The sequence below is a fragment of the Polaribacter sp. PL03 genome (assembly GCF_033875165.1).
Lineage (GTDB): Bacteria > Bacteroidota > Bacteroidia > Flavobacteriales > Flavobacteriaceae > Polaribacter.
Map to the genome: position 1 here is coordinate 14,161 of NZ_JAWZSV010000006.1, position 13,380 is coordinate 27,540.

At 30.0% G+C, this 13,380-nt stretch carries 12 protein-coding genes and 2 tRNA genes; all 14 read left to right on the forward strand.

All coding sequences use genetic code 11. The features are described from left to right. Positions 1-38: 38 nt before the first annotated feature. Positions 39-1,271, forward strand: a complete 1,233-nt coding sequence (locus tag SHK09_RS12665) for a Glu/Leu/Phe/Val dehydrogenase dimerization domain-containing protein (RefSeq protein WP_319811154.1) — start codon at positions 39-41, stop codon at positions 1,269-1,271. Between the two features lie 15 nt (positions 1,272-1,286). After that, positions 1,287-2,690, forward strand: a complete 1,404-nt coding sequence (gene nhaD, locus SHK09_RS12670; RefSeq protein ID WP_319811155.1) for a sodium:proton antiporter NhaD — start codon at positions 1,287-1,289, stop codon at positions 2,688-2,690. 145 nt (positions 2,691-2,835) lie between these two features. Next, positions 2,836-3,525, forward strand: a complete 690-nt coding sequence (locus SHK09_RS12675; RefSeq protein WP_319811156.1) for a MotA/TolQ/ExbB proton channel family protein — start codon at positions 2,836-2,838, stop codon at positions 3,523-3,525. Between the two features lie 70 nt (positions 3,526-3,595). Further along, positions 3,596-3,988, forward strand: coding sequence for a biopolymer transporter ExbD (locus SHK09_RS12680; RefSeq protein WP_319811157.1), 393 nt, complete (start codon positions 3,596-3,598; stop codon positions 3,986-3,988). 137 nt (positions 3,989-4,125) lie between these two features. Then, the gene (locus SHK09_RS12685; RefSeq protein WP_319811158.1) at positions 4,126-4,953 is read left to right on the forward strand and encodes an energy transducer TonB; all 828 of its coding nucleotides are present in this window, start codon (positions 4,126-4,128) and stop codon (positions 4,951-4,953) included. Positions 4,954-5,015: 62 nt separating this feature from the next. Beyond that, complete coding sequence (locus tag SHK09_RS12690) at positions 5,016-6,224, forward strand: folylpolyglutamate synthase/dihydrofolate synthase family protein (RefSeq protein ID WP_319811159.1); 1,209 nt, start codon at positions 5,016-5,018, stop codon at positions 6,222-6,224. 59 nt (positions 6,225-6,283) lie between these two features. Next, a tRNA-Val gene (locus SHK09_RS12695) sits at positions 6,284-6,361 on the forward strand. 125 nt (positions 6,362-6,486) lie between these two features. After that, positions 6,487-6,561: transfer RNA gene (locus tag SHK09_RS12700), tRNA-Val, on the forward strand. Positions 6,562-6,686: 125 nt separating this feature from the next. Beyond that, the gene (locus SHK09_RS12705) at positions 6,687-7,667 is read left to right on the forward strand and encodes an SDR family oxidoreductase (protein ID WP_319811160.1); all 981 of its coding nucleotides are present in this window, start codon (positions 6,687-6,689) and stop codon (positions 7,665-7,667) included. A 1-nt stretch (position 7,668) separates the two neighbouring features. Next, complete coding sequence (locus tag SHK09_RS12710; protein ID WP_319811161.1) at positions 7,669-8,952, forward strand: nucleotide sugar dehydrogenase; 1,284 nt, start codon at positions 7,669-7,671, stop codon at positions 8,950-8,952. A 2-nt stretch (positions 8,953-8,954) separates the two neighbouring features. Further along, positions 8,955-9,890 (forward strand): Gfo/Idh/MocA family oxidoreductase, encoded by a 936-nt coding sequence (locus SHK09_RS12715; protein ID WP_319811162.1) that lies wholly within the window; start codon positions 8,955-8,957, stop codon positions 9,888-9,890. 36 nt (positions 9,891-9,926) lie between these two features. Next, positions 9,927-10,352, forward strand: a complete 426-nt coding sequence (locus SHK09_RS12720; protein WP_319811163.1) for an adenylyltransferase/cytidyltransferase family protein — start codon at positions 9,927-9,929, stop codon at positions 10,350-10,352. Positions 10,353-10,356: 4 nt separating this feature from the next. Then, positions 10,357-10,782 (forward strand): adenylyltransferase/cytidyltransferase family protein, encoded by a 426-nt coding sequence (locus tag SHK09_RS12725; RefSeq protein ID WP_319811164.1) that lies wholly within the window; start codon positions 10,357-10,359, stop codon positions 10,780-10,782. Positions 10,783-10,850: 68 nt separating this feature from the next. Continuing rightward, positions 10,851-13,274: an SLBB domain-containing protein gene (locus SHK09_RS12730; RefSeq protein ID WP_319811165.1), complete on the forward strand. Its 2,424-nt coding sequence runs from the start codon at positions 10,851-10,853 to the stop codon at positions 13,272-13,274. Positions 13,275-13,380 lie beyond the last annotated feature (106 nt).

Below are 13,380 nucleotides of genomic sequence, written 5' to 3' on the forward strand. Positions count from 1 at the left end.
AAATTTAGGAATTAAGTTGAAACTTATAAATATAAAAGATGAAAGAATTATTAAAAAAATACGAAAATAAGCAACCAGAAATTGTTTTTCACTGGAAAGATCAAGAAACAGAAGCAGAAGGTTGGACTGTTATTAACTCGTTAAGAGGCGGTGCAGCTGGTGGTGGAACAAGAATGAGAAAAGGCTTAGATAAGAACGAAGTTTTATCTTTAGCAAAAACAATGGAAGTAAAGTTTACCGTTTCTGGGCCAGCTATTGGTGGTGCAAAGTCTGGTATAAACTTCGACCCAAATGACCCAAGAAAAAGACAAGTTTTAGAGCGTTGGTACAAAGCAGTAACACCACTTTTAAAACATTATTATGGTACTGGTGGAGATTTGAATGTAGATGCAGATAAAGATGTAATTCCTATTACAGAAGATTGTGGTGTTTGGCATCCACAAGAAGGTATTTTTAATGGACATTTTAAACCTACTGAGGCAGATAAAATTAATAGAATTGGTCAATTACGCTTAGGTGTAATTAAAGTTATAGAAAATAAATATTTCTCGCCAGATTTATCTAGAAAATATACAGTTGCAGATATGTTAACTGGTTATGGTGTTGCAGAAGCTGTTAAACATTATTATAATATTTACGGTGGGCAAATTGAAGGGAAGAGAGCAATTGTACAAGGATTTGGAAATGTAGGTTCTGCAGCAGCTTATTACTTAACTCAGTTAGGTGCTAAAGTTGTAGGAATTATAGATAGAGATGGTGGTGTTGTTAATGAAGAAGGATTTTCTATGGAAGAAATGACAGCTTTGTTTTTAGCTAAAGACGGTAATAAATTGGTTTCTGATAAAATGATTCCTTTTGATGAGATTAATCAAAAAATATGGAGTTTACCAGCAGAAATATTTGTTCCTGCTGCAGCTTCAAGATTGGTTTCTAAAGACCAGGTTCAACAAATGATAAATACAGGATTAGAGGTAATATCTCCAGGAGCAAATGTTCCTTTTGCAGACAAAGAAATTTTCTTTGGACCAATTATGGAATATACTGATAATCACTTAAGTTTGTTACCGGATTTTATATCTAATTGTGGTATTGCAAGAGTTTTTGCATATTTAATGGAAGCAAGAGTAGCTTTACCAATGCAAGACAAAGCTATTTTTGATGATACATCTAATATTATTAAAAAAGCATTGCAAAACACCTTTAAAAAGAGTGCGTCAAAAACAAAAATATGTTCAACTGCGTTCGAAATAGCGCTTAAACAATTGATTTAAACTAAATTAAATAATATGGAGTCAGTAATTATTATAGTATTTGTAATGGGGTATTTGGCCATTACCTTAGAGCATAATTTAAAATTAGACAAACTAATACCAGCCTTAATTATGATGGCGGTTTGTTGGGCTCTAGTTGCCTTAGGTGTTGATAATTTTACCCAATGGTTCGATTCTAGTCAACATGGTTTGGTAGATGGTTTTGCATCTATGGTTCATGAAGATAAATTACATTTAGTAGAAGAAACCTTATTACATCACTTAGGTAAAACAGCAGAGATACTAGTATTCTTATTAGGTGCAATGACAATTGTAGAAATTATAGATTATTTCGATGGTTTTTCTACTATTAAAGGATATGTAAATTTTAAAAGTAAAAAGAAACTTTTATGGATGTTTTCTATATTAGCTTTTATATTATCAGCAATTATAGATAATCTTACTGCAACAATTGTATTAATTTCAATTTTACAGAAAATTGTTAAGACAAGAGAAGATAGAATTTGGTTTGCAGGTTTAATTATTATTGCAGCGAATGCAGGTGGAGCTTTTTCACCAATTGGAGATGTAACAACAACAATGCTTTGGATTGGAGATAAAGTAAGTACAGGTATGTTATTTACGTATTTATTTATCCCTTCATTATTATGTATGGTTGTGCCATCATTTTTAGCAACTTTTTTACCTGCTTTTAAAGGAGATATAGATTTTGATGAAAACGAAGTTGAAAAGCCAAAAAGCCAACACAGTGCAAGAATGTTGTATTTAGGTTTAGGATCTATTTTATTTGTACCTGTTTTTAAAACAGTAACACATTTACCACCTTATGTAGGTATGATGTTATCTTTAGCTATAGTTGCAACTTTTGCAGAGATCTATAGTAATTCTAAATTTTCTATATCTAATGTAGATGGTGGGCAAGCAGATGAGCATACAGCAGGAGCACATCATAGTCCTGTTCATTCATCATTATCTAAAATTGAAATGCCAAGTATTTTATTTTTCTTAGGTATATTAATGGCAGTTGCAGCATTAGAATCTTTAGGTATTTTATTTAATTTTGCAGATAGTTTAAAACAAGGAATTCCATTAATTGGTTCTGAGTTAGATGGTACAGTAGTATCAGATTTAGTGGTTTTATTATTAGGTGTAGGTTCTGCAGTTATAGATAATGTACCATTAGTTGCTGCAAGTTTAGGTATGTTTTCTGAAGGTTTAGACAATCCTTTATGGCACTTTATTGCTTTTTCAGCAGGAACAGGAGGTTCTATGTTAATTATTGGTTCTGCAGCAGGTGTTGTAGCAATGGGAATGGAGAAAATAGATTTTTTCTGGTATTTCAAAAAAATATCTTGGTTAGCATTAATTGGTTTTCTAGTTGGTTCTGCAGCGTTTATAGTTATTAGAATGTTTGTATAATCAGAATAAAAATAAATTTTAAAAATGTCATTTTGTAAATTTACAGAATGGCATTTTTTTTGATATTAAATTTTGACTTTTATTTTTTGAAGCAATTTTAAAAAAGAAAAGTCGTTAATAAGTAAGAACTTAAAAACAATAATAAATGTTGTCATTTTTTCAAGAAAATAAAGATTTGTTAGAAGAAGCGGTTTCCGAAGAAAAAACATTGTCGATCTATAAGTTAATTATGGACGGTGGTTTAGGAGGACAAATAATAATAGCAATTCTTTTTGTGTTATTAACTGTTGGTTTATATATTTATTTCGAACGCTTTTTTGCAATAAAAGCAGCTTCTAAAGTAGATGAAAATTTTATGAATCAGATTAGAGATTTTGTCTCTAACGGAAAATTAGAAGAAGCCGGTGCACTATGTAAAAGTAATAACACGCCAACTGCTCGTTTAATAGGAAAAGGAATTTCTAGAATAGGAAAACCTTTAGAAGACATAAATACAGCAATTGAAACTGCGGGTAAACTAGAAGTATATCAATTAGAAAGAAATGTTAGTGTATTAGCAACTATTGCTGGTGCAGCTCCAATGATTGGTTTTTTAGGAACTGTAATAGGAATGATTGTTGCTATTCATGAAATAGCAAATGCTGGTGGTCAAATAGATATAAAATTACTTTCAGACGGTCTGTACACCGCAATGACAACTACTGTAGCTGGTTTAATAGTAGGTATTATAGCTTATATTACGTACAATCATTTAGTGGTTAGAACAGATAAAGTTGTCTATCAAATGGAAGCGAAGTCGGTAGAATTTTTAGACTTATTAAACGAACCGGTATAATCTTATTAAAAGATTAGATAATTAACTCAATTTTTAATTATTTAATTTTTTGAATCTTTAAATAGTTCAAATGAATTTACGCGGAAGAAATAAAGTAGATCCAACATTCAATATGTCTTCAATGACAGATATTGTTTTTTTATTGTTAATATTCTTTATGCTTACATCTACATTAGTAACCGTAAGTGCAATAGATGTTCTATTACCAAAAGCTGGTGGAAAAACAGAAAACAGTAAATCTGTAGCAATTACCATCACTAGTAAATCAGTTTTTTATATAGATAAAACAAAAGTTAGTGCCACTAATTTAGAAAGTGAAATCTTAAAAAGAATAGGTTCAGATAAGAAAAAAACAATTGTAATTCGTGGCGATAAAGACGTACCTTATAAAAACGTAATGAAGGTAATTGACATTGCAAACAAGAATAAACTAAAAATGATTTTAGCTGTAAAAGGCAAATAATTTTTTGGGCGTTTTAACGGGCTTTCCATTATATCTTTTTTCCGAAAAAAAAAGGATGTCATTTCAATCCCTAACGCAATTGCAAGCTTAAAAAAGAGATTACATAATAACTACAATAAGAATATTTAACATTAAAAGTGAAAATATTAGAAACCAAACATAAACGTAAATCTGCAATAATTACAGCAGTTATTCTGATGATTTTAATCTTCGGTATTTTTAATTACGGAATGCAATATGTAGATCCGCCAGAAGAATACGGTTTGGCAATTAATTTTGGAGACACTAATTTAGGTAGCGGAGAGCCTATTGAAAAATCTAAAAAAACGGCACCAAAAGAAGTTGTAAAAAAGCAAGAAGTTATAGAAGAAATTAAGGAAACCCCAAAAGAGATTATCAAAGAAGAAATCATTACAAATGATACCTCTAAAGACGTTCCGGTTGTAGAAAAAGTAAAAGAGCAGAAAAAGGAACCAATAAAAGAAATCGAAAAAAAAATAATTCCGAAAGAAAAACCAAAGCCAAAACCATCTAAAGAAAATCAAGATGCTTTAAATAAACTTCTAAATGGTAACGCATCAGAAGGAAAACCAAAGGGAGAAGGCGATGACGAGGTTAAAGGAGTAAAAGGAAAAAAAGATGGAGATGCAAAATCTTCTAAATATTACGGTAATGCAGGAAGTGGTTCTGGTGGAGATTATAATTTAGCAGGAAGAAAAGCATTATCTAAGCCAAAAGAACAACCAGATTGCCAAGAAGAAGGCGTTGTTGTTGTTACTATTAAAGTAGATAGAAACGGTAAAGTAACTAGTGCTACAATAGGAGCAAAAGGAACTACAAATACAAAACCTTGCTTAACAAAACCAGCAATAGCAGCTGCCTTAAAAACAACATGGAGTTCTGCTAAAGATGCTCCAAGTATTCAAACAGGAACTATTATTTATAAGTTCTCTTTGTCTAAATAATCACTTACATTTGTTTCTTAAAATGTCACCTTTTATTTAAAGAAAGGTCTTATTAAAATTTTATGACATACAAAGAAACTTTAGATTGGATGTTTGCGCAATTACCAATGTATCAAAGAGAAGGTAAAGCAGCTTTTAAAAAGGATTTAACAAATACTTTAATTTTATCAAAAGAGTTAGACTTTCCAGAAAAGAAGTTTAAATCAATTCATGTAGGAGGCACAAACGGAAAAGGCTCTACAAGCCATATGTTAGCATCAATTTTACAAGAAGCCGGTTATAAAGTAGGTTTGTATACATCTCCGCATTTAAAAAACTTTACAGAAAGAATTAGAATTAATGGTGATGAAATTCCGAAAGAAAAAGTAATTTTATTTATAGAAAAGCATAAAGAATTTTTAGAAAAACAAAAGTTATCATTTTTCGAAATGACGGTTGGTTTAGCTTTCGATTATTTTGCTTCAGAAAAAGTAGATATTGCAATTATAGAAGTTGGTTTAGGAGGAAGATTAGATTCTACAAATATTATTAATCCAGAAGTTTCTGTAATTACAAATATAGGTTTAGACCATACGCAGTTTTTAGGAGAAACATTGCCAGAAATAGCATTTGAAAAAGCAGGTATTATAAAAAAACTAGTTCCAGTAATTATAGGAGAGGAGCAAGAAACGGTAAAAAGTGTTTTTGTTGCTAAAGCAAAAATAGAAAAAGTAGCAATTTGTTTTGCTTCAGATGATAATGGAATCTACAATACCGATTTGTTAGGAGATTATCAGAAAAAAAATACAAAAACTGCTGTTGTGGCAGTTAAAAAGTTAAAAGGATTTCAGGTTTCAGAAGAAAATATTAAAAAAGGGTTGTTAAATGTTGTAAAAAACACCAATTTAAAAGGAAGATGGCAGATTTTACAAAAAAAACCTAAAGTAATTTGTGATACAGCACATAATAAAGAAGGGTTAGAAATTGTATTGAATCAACTAAAAAGAGAAGTTTTTAAAAAAATTCACATTATTTTAGGAGTTGTTTCAGATAAGAAATTAGAAGATGTTTTACCTCTTTTTCCTAAAGATGCTAGCTATTATTTTTGTAAACCAGATATACCAAGAGGTATGTCTGAGGTCTTTTTACAGCAAAAAGCAGAAGAATTTAACTTAATAGGAGAAAAGTATTCTACAGTAGAACTTGCTTTTAAGTCTGCGTTAGCTTCTGCAAATCAAGATGATGTAATTTATGTTGGAGGAAGTACTTTTGTTGTTGCAGAAATTATTTAAATAAAATATGTTTTTTGTTTGGTATATCTAAAATCTGTGTTATATTTGCAACCGCTTTAGGGCAATTAGCTCAGTTGGTTCAGAGCATCTCGTTTACACCGAGAGGGTCGGGGGTTCGAATCCCTCATTGCCCACCAAAGTTAAAATCCTTCACATTTATGTGAAGGATTTTTTAGTTTTAAAGAGTTTTTAAATTAAAAGTAAATTATATGATGTTTTTGTTTGGTATATCTAAAATCTATATTATATTTGCAGCCGCTTAGGGCAATTAGCTCAGTTGGTTCAGAGCATCTCGTTTACACCGAGAGGGTCGGGGGTTCGAATCCCTCATTGCCCACCTAGGTAAAAATCCTTCACAATTTGTGAAGGATTTTTTGTTTTTAGTCTTTTTATTAAAAGATTAAAGTGGTTCTTTTTTATTACATTTGTTTTCTTCAAAAAAAAGCTAAATAGTACTTCTAAATGAATATAGATTTATCAGGAAAAAAAATACTTGTAACAGGAGGCGCTGGTTTTATTGGGGCTAATTTGTGCGAAGCATTACTTAATAAAAAAAATACTGTTATTTGTTTAGATAATTTTTCTACAGGGAAACGAGAAAACATTACTACTTTTTTAGAGGATTCAAATTTTAAATTAATTGAAGGAGATATTAGAAATTTAGATGACTGTATGTTGGCTGCTTCTGGTGTTGATTATATTTTACATCAAGCTGCGCTCGGTTCTGTTCCTAGGTCTATTAAAGATCCAATTACGTCAAATGATGTAAATGTTTCGGGTTTCTTAAACATGCTTGTTGCTGCAAGAGATAACAATGTAAAAAGGTTTGTATACGCAGCAAGTTCTTCTACTTACGGAGATTCTAAAGCATTGCCAAAAACAGAAGATGTAATAGGGAAACCATTGTCTCCGTATGCTATTACTAAATATGTAAACGAACTTTATGCAGATGTTTTTGGAAAAACCTATGGTTTAGAGACTATTGGTTTAAGATATTTTAACGTTTTTGGGAGGAAACAAGATGCAAACGGAGCTTATGCAGCTGTAATACCTAAATTTATTAACCAATTAATAAATTTAGAATCTCCAGTAATTAATGGTGACGGATTGCATTCTAGAGATTTTACATATATAGATAATATTATTCAGATTAATTTATTAAGTTTAATAGCTGAAAAAAGTGCTGTTAATACTGTTTATAATGCTGCTTTTGGAGATCGAAATACATTAAATGATTTGGTCTTATATTTAAAAGATTTTTTATCAGAGTATAATCCTAAAATAAAAAACATTGATGTTATCTATGGTTCGAATAGATTAGGAGATATTCCTCATTCTCATGCAGAAATAAAAAAAGCTATTACACAATTAAATTATAATCCAGAGTTTTCATTAAAAGATGGATTAAGAGAGTCTATAAAATGGTATTTCGAAAATTTATAAAATGAGTAAAATTAAAATAACTATAATAGGTTTAGGGTATGTTGGTTTGCCGTTGGCAAGACTTTTTGCAACAAAATATGCTGTAGTTGGTTTTGATATCAATAAGAATAGAGTTTCTGAATTAAAACAAGGAAATGATGCTACACTAGAAATAGAAAGCGATGTTTTAAAGGCTGTTTTAGTGAAGGAGAATATACACAATAAAGGATTGTTTGTTACAACAGCAATTGAAGATATAAAAGATAGTAATTATTTTATTATTACAGTTCCAACTCCTGTAGATAAAAATAATAGACCGGTTTTAACACCATTAATTAAGGCAAGTGAAACCGTAGGAAAGGTTTTAAAAAAAGGAGATATTGTTATTTATGAATCTACAGTATATCCAGGTGCAACTGAAGAAGATTGTATTCCTGTTTTAGAAAAAATATCTGGCTTAGAATTTAATAAAGATTTCTTTGCAGGATATTCACCAGAAAGAATCAACCCCGGTGATAAAAAACATACTGTTGACAAAATATTAAAAGTAACCTCTGGTTCTACAAAAGAAATAGGCATTAAGGTTAATAATTTATATAAATCTGTTATTACTGCAGGTACACATTTAGCACCAACAATAAAAGTAGCAGAAGCAGCTAAGGTTATTGAAAATTCACAAAGAGACATAAATATTGCTTTCGTTAATGAATTGGCAAAGATTTTCAATTTAATGGATATTAATACGCAAGATGTTCTAGAGGCAGCAGGTACAAAATGGAATTTTCTCCCTTTTAAACCAGGTTTGGTTGGTGGGCATTGTATTGGTGTAGATCCTTATTATTTAGCCCAAAAAGCTCAAGAATACGGTTATCATCCAGAGATAATTTTATCTGGAAGAAGAGTGAATGACAGTATGGGTAAATATGTGGCTTCTGAAGTTGCAAAGTTGATGATTAAAGAAGATGTAGAGGTTAAAGATGCAGAAGTTTTAGTATTAGGAATTACTTTTAAAGAAAATTGTCCTGATGTTAGGAATACAAAAGCGGTTGATGTGGTAAATGAGTTGGTAGATTTTGGTACCAACGTTACTATATTCGATCCATGTGCAAATCCTAAAGAAGTAAAAAAAGAATATAATTTAGAGTCTCAAAATATTTTACCAAATAAAAGGTTTGATGCTATTGTATTAACGGTTTCCCATAATGAATTTAAAGATTTAGATTTAAATTCACTAAAAAAAGAGAAGTCTGTTGTGTATGATGTTAAGAATTTTTTCAACCCTAAGGAGGTAAATAAATCATTATAAAGATGAAAAACTTTGCATTAATAGGTGCTGCAGGATATATTGCGCCCAGACATTTAAAAGCAATTAAAGACACAAATAACAATTTAATTGCAGCATTAGATAAGTTCGATTCTGTAGGAGTAATGGATAGTTATTTTCCTAACGCAGATTTTTTTGTTGAATTTGAACGATTTGATCGACATATAGAAAAGTTAAAGAGGAATCAGAATATTAATTTAGATTACGTAAGCATTTGTACGCCAAATTATTTACATGATTCTCATATTAGAATGGCGTTAAGAAGAGGTGCAGATGCAATTTGCGAAAAACCAATTGTATTAAACCCTTGGAATATAGATGCTTTAACAGCTATAGAGAAAGAATCTAAAGGGAAAATTAACACCATACTTCAGTTGCGATTGCATGAGTCTATTATTCAACTAAAGAATAAAGTAGATTTAGCTAATAAAAAAGGTAAATACGATATCGATTTAACCTACATAACCTCAAGAGGAAAATGGTATGATATTTCATGGAAAGGAGATGAATCTAAATCTGGTGGAATAGCTACAAATATTGGAGTTCATTTCTATGATATGCTATCTTGGATTTTTGGAAATGTGCAAGAGAATGTAGTTCATCTTAGAGAAAAGAATAAAGCAGCAGGTTATTTAGAATTTGAAAATGCGAGAGTTAGGTGGTTTTTGTCTATTGATGAAGATGACCTTCCAAAAGAAATTAAAGAGAAAGAGCAAAGAACTTTTAGATCGATAACTATAGATAATGAAGAGTTAGAATTTAGTAAAGGTTTTACTGAATTACATACTGAAAGTTATAAGAAAATAATTTTAAATGAAGGTTTTGGTTTAGAGGAAGTTAAAAGCTCTATAGAAATTGTTCATGATATTAGAAATAGTAGTATATTACGAACAGGAGGAAAACACCCCTTTGTAAAGTAAATAATTAATCTATATTTGCCAAAAAAAATAAAAAGAATGAAAAAGAAAGCAATCATTGTTTCTGGATACTTCAATCCTATACATAAAGGTCATTTAGAATATTTTAATAGTGCTAAAGATTTAGCGGATGAGTTATTTGTGATTGTTAATAGTGACTTGCAGAGAGGTCTTAAAGGCTCTAAAGAATTTCAAAAAGAAGAAGAGCGTTTATTTATTGTACAGAATATTAAAGCCGTAGATAAAGCAATTATTTCTGTAGATAAAGATAGAACAGTATGTGAATCTATTCGTGCTATTTTTGAAAAATATGGAGAAGATTATGACCTTGGTTTTGCTAATGGAGGAGATCAAAATAATAATTCAATACCAGAAGCTCCAATTTGTGAAGAATTAAAAATTCAATTAATTGATGGTTTAGGAGATAAGATACAATCTTCTTCTTGGTTGTTAAATAAAAAATAAAGGTATGAAAGTAGGTATAACTTTTAGTTCATTTGATTTATTACATGCAGGACATATAAAAATGTTGGAAGATGCAAAACGTGAATGTGATTATTTAATATGCGGTTTGCAGACAGATCCTACATTAGATAGACCAGAAAAAAATAGACCAGTACAATCTGTAGTGGAAAGATACATTCAATTAAAAGGATGTAAATATGTTGATGAAATTGTACCATATGCAACAGAACAAGATTTAGAAGATATTTTAAGGTCTTTTAAGATAGATGTTCGTGTTATTGGTGACGAGTATGCTAGTAAAAAATTTACAGGTAGACAATACTGTGAAGAAAAAGGGATCGATTTGTATTTTAATAAAAGAGAACACCGCTTTTCTAGTAGTGGATTAAGAAAAGAAGTACAAGAGAAAGAAAATTTAAAGAAAATTTAAAGAAAATTTAAAGTTTCAACTAAATAGTTTTTAAAACTATTATTTAAGTCAAAATTATATATTTAAAAATGAAAAATTGTTTACTTTTTTTACTAGTAATTCTATTTACTTTAACTTCATCATTACTGACTGCTCAAGATATCAGTCAGCTTAAAAACATAGATGTTAATTCTATGTCAGATAATCAAATCGAATCTTATTGGACCGGGATTCAAGAAAAAGGCTATACAATGGGGCAAGTTGAAGTTCTTGGTAAAGCTCAAGGTATTCCTCTAAACAAAATAGCAGACTTTAAAAGAAGAGTGAATAGCTTAAATCAAATAAAAGCTGTTGAAAGTAAAGCTATAGAAGCTGATTCAAAATTATCTACTAGCAGTGAGGCCTTTGGTTTAAAAGACGGTCAAGTTGTTAAGAAAAAATCATCAACGACTTCACCTTTTGGGTATGATTTTTTTAATAACTCTAAAATTTCTTTTACACCGAGTGTAAATATAGCAGTTCCAGAAAATTATCAAATTGGTCCAGGTGATGAAATAATGATTGATTTATGGGGAGCTTCTGAAATAACATATAAGTCTGTTGTTAATAATAGAGGGAGTATTAAAATTAACGGAATAGGTTTTATATATGTTAATGGATTTAGTCTAGGTGATGCTAGTAAAAAAATTATTTCTAAATTAAAAAATAAGCACTCTGGTATTTCTGCTCCTGTAAATAGTTATAATAAAATTAATACAAATGTTACTGTTTCTAAAATTAGGACAGTACAAGTTAATATTATAGGGGAGATTAAAGTTCCTGGTACATATGCTTTAAATTCTTTATCAACTGTTTTAAATGCTTTATATGTTGCAGGAGGCCCTACGAAAATGGGGACTTTTAGAGAGATTAAATTGATTCGATCAAATAAAATAGTGGCTACATTAGATATTTATAGCTACTTATTATTTGGAACACAAGAGGGGAACTTAAAACTTCAAGATCAAGATGTACTATTGATTGGCCCTTATAAGAACTTAATCTCTGTAGAAGGTGCTGTTAAAAGAACAGGTGTTTATGAATTGAAAGAAGGGCAAACTTTATCTGAATTAGTTTCTTATTTTGGAGGCTTTACGCCGAAAGCCTATACAAAATTATTAATTTTAGAAAGGTTAAATGGTATTCAAAAAGAAGTTAAAGAAATTGCTTTAACAGAGTCTGATAACTTTATAATGCGAGCTGGAGATAAATTGGTAGTTCAAGAAATTTTAAACACGTTCGAAAACAAGGTTTCCATTCAAGGAGAAGTATTTAGACCCGGTGATTTTGAATTATTAGATAAAATGAATTTAAAAGATCTATTATTAAAAGCAGAAGGGGTTACTTCAGAAGCCTTTTTGTCTAGAGGTTTATTAGTAAGAACACAGGCTGATGCAAGCAAGGAGAATATTGCTTTTTCTGTTGCAGATGTTTTAAGTGGTAAAACTTCTATTTTTTTGCAATCAAAAGATGAAGTTAGAATTTTTAATGAAAAAGAATTAAGAAAAACGCGAACTATTTCAATTTCTGGAGCTATTAACACTCCAAAAACAATTGAATTTATAGATAAATTACAAATTGAAGATATTATTGCTTTGTCTGGAGGGCTTCAAGAAGGAGCAAATCCTGATGTAATTAGTGTTTCAAGAAGATTAAAGGATGGAAGTTTTACTACATTAAGTAAAGTTTTTTCTATCTCCTCAAAGAAAAATTTATCGATTAATAATGGTGTTCCGTTTTATTTAGAACCTTTTGACATTATTAACGTTAGGTATTTGAAAGGCTATGCAGAACAAAAAAGTGTAGCAATTTCAGGTGAAGTTAATTATTCAGGTTCTTATGTTTTAACTACTAAAAATGAACGTATTTCAGACTTAATAGAAAGAGCAGGAGGATTTACCGAATTTGCCTATGTAAAAGGAGCTGCTTTAGTTCGTAAAACAAAAAATAAATATGCTTTAGATTTATTACAGAATATGGAAAATAATGAAGGAAAGGAAGTAGATTTAGAGGCCTTAACTGAAATGGAGGCAAATTCTAAGAAATTTACTGTTGGAATTGATTTAGAAAAAATCCTTAAGAATAAAGGTTCCGATATTGATATGTTTATGGAAGTAGGCGATTTATTAATCATTCCGTCTAAAAAACAAACAGTGAAAGTTTCAGGTATGGTTTTAAAACCATCGTTGATTCAGTTTAAAAAAGGGGAGAGTTTAAAATCTTATATTAATAAATCAGGAGGATTTGCAGAAACAGCCAAAAAATCTAAAATTTATGTTTCCTACCAAAATGGTGATGTTAAAACAGTACGTAAGTTTTTGTTCTTTAAATCTTATCCAAGATTAGCTCCTGGAGCAACTATTTTTGTGCCTGCTAAACCAATAAATAAGAATAAATTATCAACAACAGAAATTGTAGGTATTACAACCTCAATAGCTACTTTGGGGATATTAATCCAATCCTTGCTAAAGTAATTGTTTACATATGCACTTTTAAAGTGTAATTATAAATATTAACTGAGGGTTATTAATTATTTAGGTTTTAAGTTATAAATAAAACATCTAAATCTCATTAACATTA